Origin of the sequence: Mammaliicoccus sp. G-M28 (assembly GCF_022386595.1) — a bacterium.
GTDB lineage: Bacteria > Bacillota > Bacilli > Staphylococcales > Staphylococcaceae > Mammaliicoccus > Mammaliicoccus fleurettii.
In genome coordinates, this window is sequence record NZ_JAJNIF010000003.1 from 95,522 (window position 1) to 114,568 (window position 19,047).

The 19,047-nt window shown below is 32.3% G+C and carries 17 protein-coding genes, 1 riboswitch and 2 other annotated features; all 17 genes read left to right on the forward strand.

Annotated elements, in window-relative coordinates; translation table 11 throughout:
* Positions 1–66 precede the first annotated feature (66 nt).
* Positions 67–239: riboswitch (Lysine riboswitch) on the forward strand.
* Positions 240–328: 89 nt separating this feature from the next.
* Entirely contained in the window at positions 329–1,822 is a 1,494-nt protein-coding gene (locus LQ609_RS04170) for an amino acid permease (protein ID WP_239734361.1), read from the forward strand.
* Between the two features lie 52 nt (positions 1,823–1,874).
* Positions 1,875–2,000 (forward strand) — a sequence feature (ribosomal protein L20 leader region).
* A gap of 23 nt (positions 2,001–2,023) precedes the next feature.
* Positions 2,024–2,554 carry a translation initiation factor IF-3 gene (infC, locus tag LQ609_RS04175; protein ID WP_078356427.1) on the forward strand — a complete coding sequence of 177 codons (531 nt, stop codon included), beginning with the start codon at positions 2,024–2,026 and terminating at the stop codon, positions 2,552–2,554.
* A 25-nt stretch (positions 2,555–2,579) separates the two neighbouring features.
* The gene (gene rpmI / locus LQ609_RS04180; protein ID WP_078356428.1) at positions 2,580–2,780 is read left to right on the forward strand and encodes a 50S ribosomal protein L35; all 201 of its coding nucleotides are present in this window, start codon (positions 2,580–2,582) and stop codon (positions 2,778–2,780) included.
* 42 nt (positions 2,781–2,822) lie between these two features.
* Entirely contained in the window at positions 2,823–3,182 is a 360-nt protein-coding gene (gene rplT / locus LQ609_RS04185; RefSeq protein WP_208143750.1) for a 50S ribosomal protein L20, read from the forward strand.
* A 596-nt stretch (positions 3,183–3,778) separates the two neighbouring features.
* Positions 3,779–4,402 (forward strand): NUDIX domain-containing protein, encoded by a 624-nt coding sequence (locus tag LQ609_RS04190; protein WP_078356429.1) that lies wholly within the window; start codon positions 3,779–3,781, stop codon positions 4,400–4,402.
* Between the two features lie 2 nt (positions 4,403–4,404).
* Positions 4,405–5,331, forward strand: coding sequence for a hypothetical protein (locus LQ609_RS04195; protein ID WP_078356430.1), 927 nt, complete (start codon positions 4,405–4,407; stop codon positions 5,329–5,331).
* A gap of 96 nt (positions 5,332–5,427) precedes the next feature.
* Positions 5,428–6,708, forward strand: a complete 1,281-nt coding sequence (tig, locus tag LQ609_RS04200) for a trigger factor (protein WP_078356431.1) — start codon at positions 5,428–5,430, stop codon at positions 6,706–6,708.
* Positions 6,709–6,830: 122 nt separating this feature from the next.
* Positions 6,831–8,093: an ATP-dependent Clp protease ATP-binding subunit ClpX gene (gene clpX / locus LQ609_RS04205; protein WP_078356432.1), complete on the forward strand. Its 1,263-nt coding sequence runs from the start codon at positions 6,831–6,833 to the stop codon at positions 8,091–8,093.
* A 120-nt stretch (positions 8,094–8,213) separates the two neighbouring features.
* Positions 8,214–8,801: a ribosome biogenesis GTP-binding protein YihA/YsxC gene (yihA, locus tag LQ609_RS04210; protein WP_078356433.1), complete on the forward strand. Its 588-nt coding sequence runs from the start codon at positions 8,214–8,216 to the stop codon at positions 8,799–8,801.
* 74 nt (positions 8,802–8,875) lie between these two features.
* On the forward strand, positions 8,876–10,213 hold the full coding sequence (gene hemA / locus LQ609_RS04215) for a glutamyl-tRNA reductase (protein WP_078356434.1): 1,338 nt from the start codon (positions 8,876–8,878) through the stop codon (positions 10,211–10,213).
* A gap of 20 nt (positions 10,214–10,233) precedes the next feature.
* Positions 10,234–11,067: a cytochrome C assembly family protein gene (locus LQ609_RS04220; protein ID WP_107509049.1), complete on the forward strand. Its 834-nt coding sequence runs from the start codon at positions 10,234–10,236 to the stop codon at positions 11,065–11,067.
* A gap of 18 nt (positions 11,068–11,085) precedes the next feature.
* Positions 11,086–12,009 carry a hydroxymethylbilane synthase gene (hemC, locus tag LQ609_RS04225; RefSeq protein ID WP_078356436.1) on the forward strand — a complete coding sequence of 308 codons (924 nt, stop codon included), beginning with the start codon at positions 11,086–11,088 and terminating at the stop codon, positions 12,007–12,009.
* Positions 12,010–12,024: 15 nt separating this feature from the next.
* A complete protein-coding gene (locus LQ609_RS04230) occupies positions 12,025–12,708 on the forward strand; it encodes a uroporphyrinogen-III synthase (RefSeq protein ID WP_078356437.1) in 684 nt (227 codons plus the stop codon).
* Entirely contained in the window at positions 12,705–13,688 is a 984-nt protein-coding gene (hemB, locus tag LQ609_RS04235; RefSeq protein WP_078356438.1) for a porphobilinogen synthase, read from the forward strand. The genes LQ609_RS04230 and hemB overlap by 4 nt, the downstream gene beginning before the upstream one ends.
* 1 nt (position 13,689) lies before the next feature.
* Positions 13,690–14,976, forward strand: coding sequence for a glutamate-1-semialdehyde 2,1-aminomutase (gene hemL / locus LQ609_RS04240; RefSeq protein WP_078356439.1), 1,287 nt, complete (start codon positions 13,690–13,692; stop codon positions 14,974–14,976).
* A 60-nt stretch (positions 14,977–15,036) separates the two neighbouring features.
* Positions 15,037–16,107, forward strand: coding sequence for an AbrB family transcriptional regulator (locus LQ609_RS04245; RefSeq protein ID WP_239734362.1), 1,071 nt, complete (start codon positions 15,037–15,039; stop codon positions 16,105–16,107).
* A 47-nt stretch (positions 16,108–16,154) separates the two neighbouring features.
* Positions 16,155–16,367 (forward strand) — a binding site (T-box leader).
* 42 nt (positions 16,368–16,409) lie between these two features.
* On the forward strand, positions 16,410–19,040 hold the full coding sequence (locus tag LQ609_RS04250; RefSeq protein WP_239734363.1) for a valine--tRNA ligase: 2,631 nt from the start codon (positions 16,410–16,412) through the stop codon (positions 19,038–19,040).
* Positions 19,041–19,047 lie beyond the last annotated feature (7 nt).

The following is a 19,047-nucleotide window of genomic DNA, read 5'->3' on the forward strand; positions in this document are numbered from 1 at the left end:
TCTATTGAAATTACTCGTTTCATCGGGTATAGTTTTAATAGTGAAATTTAATTAAATATTCCTCAGTAATGAGTTAGAGGTTGCGATGTTCAAAAGTAATTATTCAGAAGCGTAATGGCGCGTATGTTGAAATGATGAAAGGGGACGTTGCCGAAATAAATAGTATCCATAATACTATTTATTGGGCCAGTGTTGAATAAATACTGGACTGTCACACTAAGTGATGTGCTACCAATTTGTATGGAATGATCATATATAGGTCGCATATCTTAATGATATGCGACTTTTTTTAGTGGCTCGATTGTGGAATAAAGAAAGGGAAAAAACAATGGCTCAAGAAAAATCAACGAACAATGTTCAAAGAAAGCTTAAAGATAGACATATTTCTATGATTGCCATTGGAGGTTGTATAGGTACTGGTTTATTTATGACTTCTGGTGGTGCGATTAGAGATGCTGGACCAGGTGGAGCATTATTAGCATATGCTGTCGTAGGATTAATGGTGTTCTTCCTTATGACTTCTTTAGGAGAAATGGCAACATATTTGCCAGTTTCAGGATCTTTTAGTACGTATGCAACACGATTTGTAGATCCTTCATTAGGATTTGCATTAGGATGGAATTATTGGTTCAACTGGGTTATTACTGTTGCTGCTGACATTACAATTGCTTCACAAGTTGTCAGCTATTGGGAACCGTTAGAAATTATTCCATCATGGTTATGGAGTGTCATATTTATGGCCATTATATTTGGTCTGAATTCATTATCTGTACGTGTATATGGAGAAAGTGAATATTGGTTTGCTTTCATTAAAGTAGCTACAGTTATAATCTTTATCGGGATTGGGTTATTAACGATATTCGGATTACTAGGTGGAGAGTATTTAGGATTCGAAAACTTTGTAGCTGGAGATGCACCGTTCCTCGGAGATTCCAATGTTAATACATTCTTGCTAGTTCTAGGTGTGTTCTTAGTAGCAGGATTCTCTTTCCAAGGTACAGAGTTAATAGGTATTACTGCAGGTGAGTCTGAAAATCCAGAACGTGCAGTACCTAAAGCAATTAAACAAGTATTTTGGAGAATAATATTATTCTATGTTTTAGCAATATTTGTAATTGGTATGATTATTCCTTATACTAATCCAAACTTAATGGGTGGCGATGAAATAGCAAAATCACCATTCACATTGGTATTTGAAAATGCTGGTTTAGCATTTGCTGCTTCATTTATGAATGCAGTAATATTAACTTCAGTATTATCAGCAGGTAATTCTGGTATGTATGCATCTGTGAGAATGTTATTCTCTATGAGTAAAGATAAACTTGCTTCGCCAGTATTTTCTAAAACAAATAAATTTGGGGTGCCTTATACAGCACTTATGACTACTGCAGTAGTTGTCGTTCTAATATTTGCTATAGAGCATTTAAGTGGTGGGGCGTATGAGTATATTATCGCAGCATCAGGTATGACAGGATTTATTGCTTGGCTAGGTATAGCAATCAGTCACTTTAGATTTAGAAGAGCATTTGATCTACAAAATTATGATAAATCAAAATTGAAATATACTGCAAAGCTATTCCCATTTGGTCCGTTATTTGCGTTTGCACTTTGTGCAATTGTAATTGTCGGTCAAGATGTTGACTTCATACAAACTGGTGAGTTTGAACCAAGAAGATTCTTCATCACATATATGGGTATTCCAGTATTTTTAGCATTCTTTATTTTCCATAAAGTGAAATATAAAACAAAAATGATACCACTTAAACAAGTTGATTTAAGTCAAGATATCGATATGAAAGAATTTGAAAATAATATTAAATAAAGATTGACATAAAGGTTTATAATTGGTAAGATTAGTTTTGTTGAATACGAAACGGACCAAGTAGAGGCATACCCGCTTCTCACCTGTAGTGACGCGTAAAGCAGTTAGCAGGTACAATAAACCTTTAATGTTTATGGAGGAGAGCGGGTGCATTGTGCATTCGTTCTTTTTTTCTTGGACGACTTCGTAAAATTCTAGGAGGTGTCAACCATAGCTAAAGATCAGACTCAAATAAACGACAAAATTCGTGCGAAAGAACTTCGCCTTATTGGCCAAGATGGGGAACAAATTGGTGTTAAATCAAAATTTGAAGCCATTGAAATGGCTGAAAGAGTAGATTTAGATGTAGTAGTAGTAGCGCCAAATGCTAAACCACCTGTTGCAAGAATTATGGATTACGGTAAATATAAATTCGAACAACAGAAAAAAGAAAAAGAAATGCGTAAGAAACAAAAAATTGTTAGTGTAAAAGAAATTCGATTAAGTCCAACTATCGAAGAACATGACTTTGAAACTAAATTGAAACATGCACAAAAATTCTTATCTAAAGAAGATAAAGTTAAAGTATCTATTAGATTTAGAGGACGTGCGATTACGCATAAAGAAATTGGTCAACGCGTGTTAGAACGCTTTGCAGAATCTTGTAAGGATATAGCAACAGTTGAACAAAGACCTAAAATGGAAGGGCGTTCAATGTTCTTAATGTTAGCGCCAATTTCAAACGACAAATAAACCGAAATAATAGGAGGAAATCTCAATGCCTAAAATGAAAACTCATCGTGGAGCAGCTAAACGTGTTAAAAGAACTGGTTCAGGTCAATTAAAACGTTCTAGATCATTTACTTCACACTTATTTGCAAACAAATCTACTAAAGCGAAACGTAAATTACGTAAAGCTTCATTAGTTTCTAAATCAGATACTAAACGAGTTAAACAAATGTTAACGTACGTAAAATAATAAACATAGCGGACTAATGGTCCATTTTAAGGAGGAATTATAATGCCACGTGTTAAAGGTGGAACAGTGACGAGAGCTCGTCGTAAAAAAGTTTTAAAATTATCTAAAGGTTACTTTGGATCAAAACATACATTATATAAAGTTGCTAAACAACAAGTAATGAAATCAGGTAACTATGCTTACCGTGACCGTCGTCAGAAAAAACGTGAATTCCGTAAATTATGGATTGCACGTATTAATGCAGCATCTCGTCAAAACGACATCAGCTATAGCCGTTTAATGAATGGTCTTAAATTAGCTGGTATTGAAATCAACCGTAAAATGCTTTCTGAAATCGCTGTTTCAGATGAAAAAGCATTTGCTGAATTAGCTACTAAAGCTAAAGACGCATTAGCTAAATAATATATTCTATATAAGAGCAGAAATTCTTCATTGAATTTCTGCTCTTATTTTTTTATAAAAATCATTTTGGTAACTCTTAGACTTTGTTGGTATTTTTTTGCTCGTGCTTACCCCACAGGAGTCAGCGCTACAAAATACCAAATATTAATTAAATATTTATAGTATAGGTGAAATTTATCCTAGAGTTGATTCTATGTTCAATAAATCTACTTATTAAAACAAAAAAACTGAACTTATAAATTCAAGTTCAATTTGTCCGCTATCCGTAGTAGCACTTAGAGCAACCATTTTTCTATATAAAAATAGATATTAAGAACGATTTTGTAAGTGCTGACGCCTGAGGGAATAGTATGCGTGAGAGACTACAGGCTCGAACCATACCCCTAGGCAAACATGCACGAAAAAAATCGTGAGATTGTATAAAAAAAGTAGGCAAGCATGCACGAACAAAATCGTAAGATTGTATAAAAAAAGAGGAAAACTTGCACGAACAATATCATAAGATGTTATTAAAAAAAGAACGAACAGACCCAACTCCTTTACGCTTTATAAACGCTTTGATAAAATAGTGTAGAAATAAGAATAAGGAGATTATTATGTCTAAATTTGATGAAATGATAACAGTGGTACCAAGAAAGACAATTTTTAATAATGAAACATATCAATTCGATGGATTTAAATCTATCCAAGATGAAGAAACAAAATATATTTACGAAACAATTAATCAATACGAAACTAAAAGACGTGGAGACATGGAAGAAGATCCATCATATAAACAGTTGATTTCATATTGTATTTTAGAAAATGAAAATAACGAAGTGTTAGTTTATGAAAGGTTAACTGGTGGTGGAGAAGGTAGACTTCACGGATTGAGTTCAATAGGTGTAGGTGGACATATGAATGATGTTCCTAATGCTACTAATGTTGAAGAAGTGATAAGAGAAAATGCTGCAAGAGAACTTGAAGAAGAAGTTGGTTTGAGTAAAAAAGATGTAGAAAACATGGAGTTAATCGGATTTATCAATGATGATCAGAATGAAGTTGGTAAAGTTCATATTGGCGTAGTGTTTAAATTAAAAGTCCAAAAAGAAAGTGTCGAAGCTATCGAAACTGACACATTGAAAATTAATTGGGTCAACCAATCGGAGTTATCTAATAATGAAAACTATGAAACATGGAGTAGTCTTATTATAGATGGTATATACAGAAGAGGTGAGTAACCTTGAGTGAAATCATTCCATTTCCAAAACTGAAAAACCAACTCATACAAAATATTAATACTGCTATACAAAAGGAACAATTTGATGAAGCGTATCAAGTGTTCGAATTATATGAACAACATTTTGCAATGGATGAAGACCTATCATTAAAAAAATGTGAAGTTTTAAAAGCGTGTGGTCATTATTTAGAATTGAGAGAAGAAGCAAGTATATTGCTAAATCAAGGGCATGACTATTATGATAAGATTGTTATTTATTTTGTAGAAAGCCTATATTATTTAGAACAATATCAAACAGTAGTTGAAATCATTAATCAAATTAAAGATGAAAATATTGAACATTCTACTAGGATGGCACTACTTCCTATTCAAGATATGGCAAAAGACAAACTTAATCAAAGACAGTTAAAAGCATCAGAAATTTTGAGAGCATTTAAAGAAACACAATTTGAAGAACAAATTAATCTCTTAATCGACTTAATTGATAATCATTTAGGTGTGTTTAATTTAACTTTAGCTCAGATTATAGAGAATGAAACATTGCATCCCAATGTACAAAGTTTGATTTTAGAGTATTTAAGATTAAGTGAATGGTCTGCTGAAGTAAAATTCGAAAAATTAAACGAATTTTTAACTGTTAATCCTATAGAATTAGATGGCATTGAAAGAACAAATTTAAACAAAAATATAATACCTAAAGTAATAGATCAACTTGAAATTGATAGTCCTTCATCGATTGAATTAGCTAAAAGTTTATTGAATCAACATGCTATCGTAATGTATCCAATTGATTTTAGCGAGCTAGAAGATGAAACTTTAATTGCATGTTACTTGAAACTTTTATCAGAACGTTTTATTATAGACGCTAGCTACAATAGTGTTAATCAAGCAGATTGGGACAAATTCATAGATTTTATTGAAAAATTATAATGAATGTAAACACTATAGTTGAAACATCAGAAAGCTATGTTATAATTAAAGAGTTGAAAATTTATAAAATTAGGTTAATCACGGAGGTTTTTATACATGACAGCAACATGGGAAAAGAAGGAAGGTAACCAAGGTTTATTAACTGTTACGGTTCCTAAAGAAGAAGTAGATAAAGGTTTAGACAAAGCATTCAAAAAAGTTGTTAAACAAATTAATGTACCTGGTTTCCGTAAAGGTAAAATGCCAAGACCATTATTTGAACAAAGATTTGGTGTTGAATCATTATACCAAGATGCATTAGATTTCATTTTACCTGAAGCATATGGTAATGCAGTTGAAGAAGCAGAAATCAACCCAGTTGATCGTCCGGAAATCGACGTTACACAAATGGAAAAAGGTAAAGAACTTATCTTTGAAGCTACTGTAACAGTTGAACCAGAAGTTGAATTAGGTGACTATAAAGGCCTAGCTATAGAAAAACAAGATCGTGAAGTAACTGACGAAGAATTCGATAAAGCTTTAGAAGAAGCAGTTAGTCGTCAAGCTGAATTAACAGTTAAAGAAGGCGAAATCGCTCAAGGTGACGTTGTAAACATTAACTTTGATGGTTATGTTGACGGCGAAGCATTTGAAGGTGGACAAGCTGAAGGTTATGATCTTGAAATTGGTTCTGGATCATTCATTCCAGGATTTGAAGAACAACTTATTGGTCTTAAAGCTAGCGATAGCAAAGAAGTTGTTGTTACATTCCCTGAAGAATACCATGCTGAAGAATTAGCTGGTAAAGAAGCAACATTCAAATGTGATATTAACGAAGTAAAATCTAAAGAAATTCCAGAATTAGATGATGAGTTAGCTCAAGAGCTTGACGAATCAGTTAATACAGTAGATGAATATAAAGAAAAATTACGTAAAGATTTAGCAGATGCTAAATTAAATCAAGCAGAAGCAACTGAAAAAGAAGAAGCAATTACTAAAGCTTCTGATAACGCTACAGTTGAAATTCCTGAAGCTATGATTAACACAGAATTAGATCGTATGATGCAAGAATTCGAACAACGTATTTCACAACAAGGTTTAAACCTTGAATTATACTATCAATTCTCTGGCCAATCAGAAGAAGAACTTAAAGCACAAATGAAAGAAGACGCTGAAAAACGTGTTAAAACTAATTTAACTTTAAGAGCTATCGCTGATGCTGAGAACATTGAAGTTTCTGATTCAGATGTTGAAGCAGAATTGACTAAAATGAGCGAACAATTTGGATTATCTGTTGAAGATATTAAATCAACATTAGGTAATAACGATATTTTAGTTAACGACCTTAAAATTCAAAAAGTTATCGACTTATTAGTTGCTGAATCAGTTGGAGAATAATTGTTATTCGGTATAAATTAATTATAGTAGCAGAATTTTTCTGCTACTATTCTTTTTTAGTTCGTTTAATTTGAAAAAGTAAAAAACATTTAGTATAGTCTAAAAAGAATAGGGGTGTAAAAATGTTTAAATTTAACGATGGTGAAGAAAACTTAAAATGTTCTTTCTGTGGTAAAGAGCAGGATCAAGTTAAAAAACTTGTAGCTGGTAGTGGTGTCTATATATGTAATGAATGTATAGAGCTTTGTTCTGAAATAGTTGAAGAAGAATTGAAGTCACAAGAGCCAGAACAATTTACTGAAGTTCCTACACCTAAAGAAATTATGGAGCAATTAAATGATTATGTTATCGGACAAGAAAATGCTAAAAAATCATTAGCAGTAGCTGTCTATAACCATTATAAACGTGTTCAACAACCTTCAGAAAGTGAAGATGGTGTTGATTTACAAAAAAGTAATATCGCATTAATTGGGCCAACTGGTAGTGGTAAAACATTACTTGCTCAAACATTAGCCAAATCATTAAACGTTCCATTTGCAATAGCAGATGCAACTAGTTTAACGGAAGCTGGTTATGTAGGTGAAGACGTAGAAAATATACTTTTAAGATTAATCCAAGCAGCTGACTTTGATGTTGAAAGTGCTGAAAAGGGTATTATATATGTTGATGAGATTGACAAAATCGCACGTAAATCTGAAAACACATCTATAACAAGAGATGTTTCTGGTGAAGGTGTTCAACAAGCATTGCTTAAAATTCTTGAAGGTACAACAGCTAGTGTTCCGCCACAAGGTGGTAGAAAACATCCAAACCAAGAATTCATTCAAATAGATACAACAAATATACTATTTATTCTTGGTGGTGCATTTGATGGAATCGATGAAGTCATTAAACGTAGATTAGGTGAAAAAATCATTGGATTTAGTAGTTCTGGTGAAGAAATTAGTGATGAAGAGTCATTACTATCACAAATTAGACCTGAAGATTTACAATCTTATGGTTTAATTCCAGAATTTATCGGCAGAATTCCTATTGTAGCTAATCTTGAAACATTAGATGTTGATGCATTGAAAAACATCTTAACTCAACCTAAGAATGCATTAGTAAAACAATATACTAAAATGCTTGAATTAGATGACGTTGAATTACAATTTGATGAAAATGCATTAACAGCTATTAGTGAACTAGCTATAGAACGTAAAACTGGTGCACGTGGATTACGTTCTATAATTGAAGAAGCTCTTATTGATATTATGTTTGATATTCCTTCAAGCAACGATGTTAGTAAAGTAGTGATTACTGAAGATACAATTAGAGATAATAAATTACCTAACTTATTTGATAGTGAAGGTAACTTAATAAATGATGAAAAAACATCAGCATAAACTTTATTAATCTATTAGAGGCTGGGACAATATATTGTCTCAGCCTTTAATCTTTGTGGTTTGTTTAAAATGTAGCCAATATAAGATATAATAAAAGAAACAAATTTGTAGGAGAAAACAATGAAAATTAATCCGAATAACGTAGATATAATTATAAGTGCAGTTGATCCAAAGCAATATCCTGAAACTGGTTTGCCAGAGATTGCTCTAAGTGGGCGTTCTAATGTTGGTAAGTCAACGTTTATTAATACATTAATATCAAGAAAAAAAGTTGCTAGAACGTCATCTAAACCTGGGAAGACACAGACTTTAAACTTCTTTAATATAGATGAACAACTTGTATTTGTTGATGTACCAGGATATGGATATGCAAAAGTGAGTAAAAAACAAAGAGAACAGTTTGGTAAGATGATAGAACAATATTTAACGACTAGAAATGAGTTAAAATGTGTCATTCAATTAGTGGATATAAGACACAAGCCGACTCAAGATGATGTATTGATGTATAATTATTTAAAACATTTTGAAATACCTACAATTATTATCGCAACTAAAGAGGATAAGATACCAAAAGGTAAAGTTCAAAAACATTTAAAAATCATACGAGAAACATTAGAGGTTGATTCTGAGGATAAATTAATAAGTTATTCTTCATTAAATAAAGATAAGACAGACAATATATGGGCATTATTGTCACAATTTATTTAAACAAAATCCTCACATTCCTAAATTAGAAATGTTATAATTTAGACATTGGACATAAATTAATGGGGGCGTTAGAAGTGCATGTTGTTGTAGTAAGCGTAAACTATAAGACTGCAGATGTTGCGATGCGAGAAAAACTAGCATTTAATGATCAAGAAATTGAGAATGCACTCGTAACACTTAGTAATAAAAAATCAATTTTAGAATGTGTCATTTTATCGACATGTAATAGAACTGAAGTATATGCTGTTGTAGATCAAATACACACTGGTAAATATTATATTCAGTCTTTCTTAGCTGATTGGTTTGACCAATCGTTAGATACGATTAAATCTTATACAAATGTGTTAACTGAGAATGAAGCAGTGGAACATTTGTTCAGAGTAACATCTGGTTTAGATTCAATGGTTCTAGGTGAAACGCAAATTTTAGGACAGATGAAAGATGCGTTTCAAATTGCACAAACTGAGGTTACAACAGGTACTATGTTTAATCGATTATTCAAACAAGCTATAACATTGGCTAAACGTGGTCATCACGAAACAGACATAGCTTCTAATGCCGTATCAGTTTCATATGCAGCTGTGGAATTATCGAAAAAAGTACTTGGCAAACTAGATAATAAGAAAGCATTAATCATTGGAGCAGGAGAAATGGCTGAGTTAGCAGTAGCTAATTTGAATGGTAGTGGTGTAAATGACATTACTGTTTTAAATAGAACTGTTGCAAAAGCTGAAGCATTAGCTATGCAATATAAAGGTGTAGCTAAAAGCATGAATGAACTACAATGTTCGTTGATGGAAGCTGATATCGTCATTAGTTCTACGAGTGCGGAACATTATGTATTAACTAAAGATATGATGAAAGATGTTGAGCGCTTTAGAAAAAATAAACCACTTGTATTAATTGATATTGCTGTGCCAAGGGATATAGATCCTGAAGTGAATGACTTAGAACTAATGTTTAATTATGATGTGGATGATTTAAACGGCCTTGTAGATGCAAATCTAGCTGAACGTGAGCAAGCAGCTCGTGAAATAGAATTGCTTATTGCTAAAGAAATTGATAAGCATGAAGAATGGGTGAATATGCTAGGCGTTGTGCCGATAATTACAGCACTTAGAGGTAAAGCATCACATATACAAGAAGAAACAATGGTAAGTGTCGAAAGAAAACTACCTGATATGACTGAAAGAGAAAGAAAAGTTATATCTAAGCATATGAAAAGTATCGTAAATCAATTATTAAAAGATCCGATAACTCAAGCTAAAGAATTATCAACTGATAAAAAATCAGCAGAAAAATTAGAATTATTCCAAGAAATCTTTAATATTACGAATGAAGTAGATCGATTAAATGATACAAAGAAAGAAATAAAAAGAAGTCAATTGTCTCCTAACACAGTTGAAACTTAATCAAAATATATGGTGATGCTATGCAAGATGTAATTGCGGTACGTTTGCATGAAATTGTCTTAGTTATTTACATGATTTGTTTAGGGTGCTATTTCTATGACTTTATTCAAAAAAATTCTAAAGTAAGAAAGCTTGGGTATTATGCACTGGGGATTGTTTGGATTTTTCAAACAATCTTTTTGTGCATGTATATTGTTACAACAAAACAATTTCCAATCTTGACGATATTTGAAGGATTTTATTTTTATACATGGATGATTATTACAGTTTCATTAGTTTTAAACTATTTTAAATCAACGGATTTAACAGTCTTTATTATTAATTTAATTGGATTTGTATTTTTAGTTATTCATACATTTAGACCTGAGCAATATGATACGGAAAATACGGCATCTAATATTATGAATGAATTACTATTAATACATATTTCTTTAGCTATATTAAGCTATGTTCTGTTTGCATTGAGTACATCACATGCAATTTTATATTTACTCCAGAGAAAAAATCTAAAAGAGAAAAAGTTCAATCAAAAGTTCTTTAGAATGGGTAGTATTGAACAACTAGAGCAAAATGTTTTTAGATTTTCTTTAATAGGATTTTTAGTGTTACTTATTAGTTTAATATTAGGTATACAATGGGGCTTAATTATAATTGGTAGTGAGATATGGATAGATATGAAAGTGATCGGTTCTTTAATTGTTTTACTACTTTATGGTGTTTATTTATATTTAAGAGTAAGAAAATCAATCAATACTAAAACGTTAGTAATAGCGAATATTATGATATTTTTAGTGTGTATGATAAATTATTTGGTGGTCTCAAAGTTTTCGGGATTTCATCAGTGGTTTAATTAAACAATAATGGAGGAAGTTATGCGTAAAATTATTGTAGGTTCTAGAAAAAGTAAATTAGCAATGACACAAAGTCAGCAATTTATAGATAAATTGAAAGAAAAGCATCCAGATTTAGATATCGAAATTAAAGAAATCGTAACTAAAGGCGATAGAATCGTCGATGTTCAATTGTCTAAAGTTGGTGGTAAAGGTTTATTCGTAAAAGAAATACAACAAGCATTATTTGATCATGAAATAGACTTTGCTATTCATTCACTTAAAGATGTGCCTAGCGAATTGCCGGAAGCATTAACGCTTGGATGTATTCCTGAGAGAGAAATTCCTTTTGATGCATATATTGCTAATAATCATGTTAAACTTGCAGAATTAAAGCCAGGCAGTATTGTTGGTACTAGTTCTTTAAGACGTGGTGCCCAAATTTTAGCTAAATATCCTCACTTAGAAATCAAATGGATTAGAGGGAACATCGATACACGATTGAAGAAATTAGAAACTGAGGATTTTGATGCTATAATACTTGCTGCTGCAGGATTAAAGCGCATGGGTTGGAGCGAAGATATCGTTACTGAATATTTACAAGAGGATACAATGGTTCCAGCAATAGGTCAAGGTGCATTAGGTATAGAATGTAGAAGTGATGACAAAGAATTATTAGATATTCTAAAATCTGTGCATGATGAAAAAGTGGAAACGTGTGTAACATGCGAAAGAACATTTTTAAATGAAATGGATGGAAGTTGTAAAGTTCCAATTGCAGGTTATGCAACAAAAGATGGCAATGAAATTTCATTTACAGGATTAATTATGTCACCTGATGGTAAAGAAAGATATGAATCTACAAAAGTAGGTACCGATCCAGTAGAAATCGGTAAACAAGTATCTGAAGAATTAAAATCCCAAGGTGCATATGAAATTATTAAGAAATTAAATGAAGAAGCATAATAAGGAGTAGTTAAAATGAAGCCGATTATAGTGGTTACGAGTACAAGAACTGTTCAACGTGAAGACGTAGAGATTCGACATTATCCATTTATAGATATTGTCCCTATCCAATTTGAACAGTCTTGTTTAAAACCCCACTATGATTGGCTTATTTTTACGTCTGTAAATGCTATTAAAATTTTTGAACCATATTTACCAAAGATACAAGTTAATCATATTGCAGTAATTGGTTCTAAAACGAAAAAAATAGCTGAAAAACTTAATATACCTGTTGATACAATGCCGGAAACATTTACGCAAGAAGGCATGTTAAATGATTTTAAAGACAAACTTTTTAATCAATCTGTATTGATACCATGCAGTAAACAAGCAAGAGATAAATTAACAACTCAGTTATCTGAATGGAGTAATCAAGTTCAAAGGCTGAATATATATGAGCCAGTAACAAATACTGATAATGTTCATAAGGTGCATGAACTAATTACAAACAATAAAGTTACGCATATAACATTTTCAAGTTCTTCAGCAGTTTCAAGTTATTTTGAAACCTACAAAGAAATTGGTCATGGCGTAGAAGTATATGCAATTGGAGAAATCACTCAACAAAAATTAAATACATATCATCAAACTTCTAAAATAGCTTTAGAATCTACTTTAGAAGATATGATAAATACAATCTTGAAAGAGGTAAAATTATGAAATTTGATAGACATAGAAGATTAAGATCATCACAATCAATGAGAAATATGGTAAAAGAAACGTATGTTCATAAATCTGATTTAATATATCCTATATTTGTGATTGAAGAAGATAATATTAAAAATGAAATCTCATCAATGCCTGGGATTTATCAATTGAGTTTAAACCTGTTAGAAGAAGAATTAAAAGAGGCATATGACCTAGGTATTCGAGGTGTAATGTTCTTTGGAATTCCTAATGAGAAAGATGCTTGTGGTACTGGTGCATTTATCGATGATGGCATTATTCAAAAAGCGACTCGTTTATCTAAAAGTAAGTTCCCAGATTTATTAGTTGTGGCAGATACTTGTCTTTGTGAATACACAGATCATGGTCATTGTGGTGTGATAGATGAAGCTACAAGCGATGTAGATAACGATAAGTCATTAGAATTACTTGTTAAAACAGCTGTTTCACAAGCAAAAGCTGGAGCAGACATTATTGCACCAAGTAACATGATGGACGGATTTGTAGCTGAAATAAGAGCAGGACTTGATCAAGCAGGATTTATTAACATGCCGATTATGAGCTATGGTATTAAATATGCATCTAGTTTTTATGGTCCTTTCAGAGAGGCTGCAGAAGGTGCGCCTTCATTTGGTGATCGTAAAACATATCAAATGGACCCGAGCAATCGCTTAGAAGCATTTAGAGAATTAGAAAGTGACATTAAAGAAGGTTGCGACATGATGATTGTTAAACCTGCTTTAAGTTATTTAGATATTATAAGAGATGTGCGTAACCGTTCTGACTTACCTATTGTTGCGTATAACGTAAGTGGCGAATATAGTATGACAAAAGCAGCATCACTAAATGGCTGGATAGATGAAGAGAAAATTGTTATGGAACAAATGACTTCAATGAAACGTGCTGGAGCAGACATGATTATTACTTATTTCGCAAAAGATATTTGTAAATATCTAGATGGAGGAGACTATTAATATGAGATACGAACAATCAATTGAAGCATACAAAGAAGCAGTAGATTTAATGCCTGGTGGTGTAAATAGTCCAGTTAGAGCATTTAAATCTGTAGATACACCGCCGATATTTATGGATCACGGTAAAGGATCAAAGATATATGATGTAGATGGTAATGAATATATTGATTACGTATTAAGTTGGGGGCCTTTAATTTTAGGTCATTCTCACGAAAAAGTTAAAACAGCTTTACACGCAGCGGTAGATAAAGGAACTTCATTTGGTGCTTCTACAGAGCTTGAAAATAAAATGGCACAACTCGTAATTGAACGTGTTCCATCTATTGAGATGGTAAGAATGGTATCTTCAGGAACAGAAGCAACATTAGCAGCATTACGACTTTCAAGAGGTTATACTGGCAGAAATAAAATATTGAAATTTGAAGGTTGTTATCATGGACATAGTGATTCATTACTAATCAAAGCTGGCTCTGGGGTAGCAACTTTAGGATTACCAGACTCTCCAGGCGTACCTGAAGGCACTGCGAAAAATACAATAACAGTTCCTTATAATGATATTGATGCTGTAAAAGTGGCTTTTGAACAATTTGGTGATGATATCGCAGGTGTTATTGTAGAACCTGTTGCCGGTAATATGGGTGTAGTACCACCAGTAGAAGGTTTCTTAGAAGGTTTACGTGATATTACTAAAGAATATGGTTCTGTATTAATCTTTGATGAAGTTATGACAGGATTTAGAGTAGGATACAATTGTGCACAAGGGTATTTTGGTGTTACGCCTGACTTAACTTGTCTAGGAAAAGTTATTGGTGGAGGATTACCGGTAGGTGCTTTCGGTGGTAAAAGAGAAATTATGGAAGAAATAGCGCCAGTTGGTAATGTTTATCAAGCAGGAACACTTTCAGGAAATCCATTGGCTATGACGAGTGGCTTTGCAACTTTAAGTGAGCTAACTGAAGATAGTTATAGCTATTTTAATGAATTAGGAGATTTACTTGAAAAAGGTCTGAAAGATGTGTTTTCTAAACATGAAGTACCAATAACAGTTAATCGTGCTGGTTCAATGATAGGTTATTTCTTGAATAAAGGTCCAGTTACTAATTTTGATGAAGCTAATTCATCAGATTTAGAAATGTTTAGTAATATGTATAGAGAAATGGCTCAAGAAGGTGTATTCTTGCCACCATCACAATTCGAAGGTACTTTTTTATCAACAGCTCATACTAAAGAAGATATAGAAAAAACAATTCAAGCATTTGATACAGCACTATCTAGAATTACAAAATAACAATTATAACCTCAATTTATATTTTTAATAATGGTATAATTTTACATGAGGTGTTAATTGATGCATAGAAATAAACAGAACATAATAATTGTAAGTTTGCTAGCTATAATACTTGGCTTTATACTCCAAAGCATTCATATGATTTTACCTTGGTTATTTGGTCCGATATTTGCTAGCATTATCGTTATAAAATTGATGAAATGCTCGATTAAATGGCCGAATTGGTTAGGTAATATAGGATTACTCATTTTAGGAGTTCAAATGGGTTCTACTTTTACACTTGATGTACTTCATGATATAAAAGATGAATGGTTGCAGATTGTATTAATGTCAGTATTTATCATATTACTCGCTTTAATTATATCTATAGTCTTTAAAAAGATAGCCAATGTTTCATTTGAAACAGCATTATTAAGTGCAATCCCTGGAGCTCTAAGCCAAATGGTTGTTATGGCGGAAGAGAATAAAAAAGCAGACTTACTCATCGTTACACTTACTCAAACATCACGAATTATGTTTGTTGTAATCTTAGTTCCTATTATTTCTTCAATATATGGTAGTAATGGTTCAAGTTCTAGACAAATTGATGCAGCACCTTCCATATTTTCAGTTTTAGATTTAACGGGATATATTACGTTGATTGTAGGAATAATTATTTTATTTTTATTATTCTACAAGATTAAGTTTCCTGTTCCTCATTTACTTGCACCAATTTTTGTTCTTCTTACTTGGAATTTATATACTGAACAGGTTTTCTCTTTAGATTATCAGTTGATTATAATTGCTCAAGTGTTATTCGGAATAAGAATAGGGGTTCAAATATCTGATTTAATAAATAATCTGACTAAAAAGACTGTGTTTGCAATAGCATTCCAAAATGTCTCGTTAATACTTGGTGCTTTTATACTTGTGTTTATTTTTGATCTTTTTATTGATGACAATATTAATGACTTGTTTTTAAGTGCTGCTCCAGGGGGAATGGCACAAATTATAGTAGTTGCGCTTGAAACTGGTGGAGATGTCGCAATGATTTCAAGCTATCATATTTTTAGGATATTTTTTATACTTCTAATTATTTCACCATTAATAAAGGTTTTCTTAAGCATAAGGTCTAAGAAATACGGTAATTAGTACTTTCAATATTGACTTATATTGAAAGTGCTTATATTATTAAAGTAATTAAATATTTAACAAGGAAGAGTAAATCATTGATTATTTGAAGAGAGTGTATGGTTGGTGTGAATACATATTAATGATGATTGAAGGTAGCCTTAATTTGAACGTTAATTGAAACTAAGTAGATTAATGCGTGTGCGAGCGATAATCGTTAAAGTGCAATATAAGAAATTATATTGAATTTAGGTGGTACCACGGTTTAACCCGTCCTATTCATTTAGGACGGGTTTTTTTATATTAAAAAGGAGTGATAAATAATGGAAATGGAACCTAAATATAACCCTAAAAAGGTTGAAGAAGGCCGTTATCAACATTGGTTAGAAAATGATTATTTTAAACCAAGTGAAAATAAAGACAAAGAAACGTATACGATTGTTATTCCGCCTCCAAATGTAACTGGTAAGCTACATTTAGGTCATGCATGGGATACAACTTTACAAGATATTTTAACTAGAATGAAAAGAATGCAAGGGTATGATACTTTGTATTTACCTGGTATGGACCATGCAGGTATCGCAACCCAAGCTAAAGTTGAAGGCAAATTAAAAGAACAAGGATTGACTAGACATGATTTAGGTAGAGAAAAATTCCTTGAACATGCTTGGTCATGGAAAGAAGAATATGCAGACTTTATTCGTGCACAATGGTCTAAGTTAGGCTTAGGTTTAGACTATAGTCGTGAACGTTTTACATTAGACGAAGGATTATCTCAAGCAGTTAAAAAAGTGTTTGTTGATATGTATAATAAAGGTTTGATATATCGTGGAGAAAGAATTATTAACTGGGATCCACAAACTAAAACAGCAATTTCTGATATAGAAGTTATACATGAAGATATATTAGGGCATTTCTATCATATTAAGTATCCGTTTAAAGAAGGAGAAGGTGCTATTGAAATAGCAACAACACGTCCTGAAACGATGCTTGGGGATACTGCAATTGTTGTTAATCCAAACGATGATCGATATAAACACTTAATAGGTAAATCTGTTATTTTACCAATTATTGGTCGTGAATTACCTATCATCGGTGACGATTATGTTGATATTGAATTTGGTAGTGGAGCAATGAAAGTAACACCTGCACATGATCCTAATGACTTCGAAATTGGTGAAAGACATCAACTAGAAAAAATTAACGTTATGAATGAAGACGGTACGATGAATGAGCTTGCTGGTAAATATAATGGTTTAGATCGTTTTGAATGCCGTAAGCAATTAATTGAAGATTTAAAAGCAACTGGAGAGTTAATTAAAGTTGAAGAACATGAGCATTCAGTTGGCCATTCAGAAAGAAGTGGGGCAGTAGTTGAGCCTTACTTATCTACTCAATGGTTTGTGAAGATGGAACCTCTAGCTAAACAAGCTTTAGATAACCAAGATACTGAAAATCGTATTAATTTTGTTCCAGACAGATTTGAAGGTACATTTAATAGATGGATGGAAAACATCCGCGACTGGACAATTTCTCGACAACTATGGTGGGGTCATCAAATTCCAGCCTGGTATCATAACGAGACAGGTGAAACATATGTAGGAGAAGAAGCGCCAGAAGATATTGAAAATTGGACTCAAGATGAAGACGTTCTTGATACATGGTTTAGTTCTGCATTATGGCCATTTTCTACATTAGGATGGCCAGACGAAAACAATGAAGACTTTAAACGTTATTATCCAACTAACACATTAGTTACAGGTTATGATATTATTTTCTTCTGGGTATCGAGAATGATTTTCCAAGGGCTTGAATTTACTGGACAAAAACCATTCAATGATGTCTTGTTACACGGTTTAGTAAGAGCTGAAGATGGCCGTAAGATGAGTAAGTCATTAGGTAATGGTGTTGACCCAATGGATGTTATAGACGAATATGGTGCGGATAGCTTAAGATACTTCTTAGCTACTGGTTCATCACCTGGACACGATTTACGTTATTCTACTGAAAAAGTTGAAGCTATTTGGAACTTTATCAACAAGATTTGGAATGCTTCTCGTTTTAGTATTATGAATATTGGTGAATCATTTAAGTTTGAAGATATAGATTTATCAGGTGAAAAATCTGTTGCTGATGAATGGATTCTTACACGATTAAACGAAACTATAGCAAATGTTACAGATTTAAGTGATAAATATGAATTTGGTGAAGTTGGTCGCGTACTTTATAACTTTATTTGGGATGAGTTCTGTGATTGGTATATTGAAATGAGTAAAATACCAATGAACGGTGAAGATGAGTCTAAAAAACAAATGACGCGTTCAGTATTAGCTTACACACTGGATCAAACAATGAGAATGTTACATCCATTAATGCCATTTGTAACAGAACATATATGGCAAGCTCTACCTCATGAAGGAGAAACAATCATAAACGCTTCATGGCCAGAAGTTAAACCAGAATTATCAAATGAAAACAGTAAAGTTTCAATGCAATTGTTAGTTGAAATTATTAAATCTGTAAGACAAGCTAGACGTGAAGTGAATACACCAATGTCTAAAGAAGTGCCAATTCATATCGAAGCAAAAGACGAAAAAGTTAAAGAGCAACTTTTAGATAATAAAGATTACTTAATGCGTTTTTGTAATCCAAGTGAGTTAATTATCGATACTTCTATAGAAATACCTGAAAAAGCGATGACTGAAGTTGTATTTGGTGCTACAGTGGTGTTACCATTAGAAGGATTAATTGACATGGATAAAGAAATAGAAAGACTTGAGCAAGAACTTAATAAATGGCAAAAAGAATTAGATCGTGTTAATAAAAAATTGAGCAATGAGAAGTTCGTTGCTAATGCACCTGAAAAGATTATTAACGAAGAGAAAGATAAAAAAGTTAATTATCAAGAAAAATATGATGGTGTACTAGCTAGAATTGAACAATTGAAAGGCTAGGAAAGCT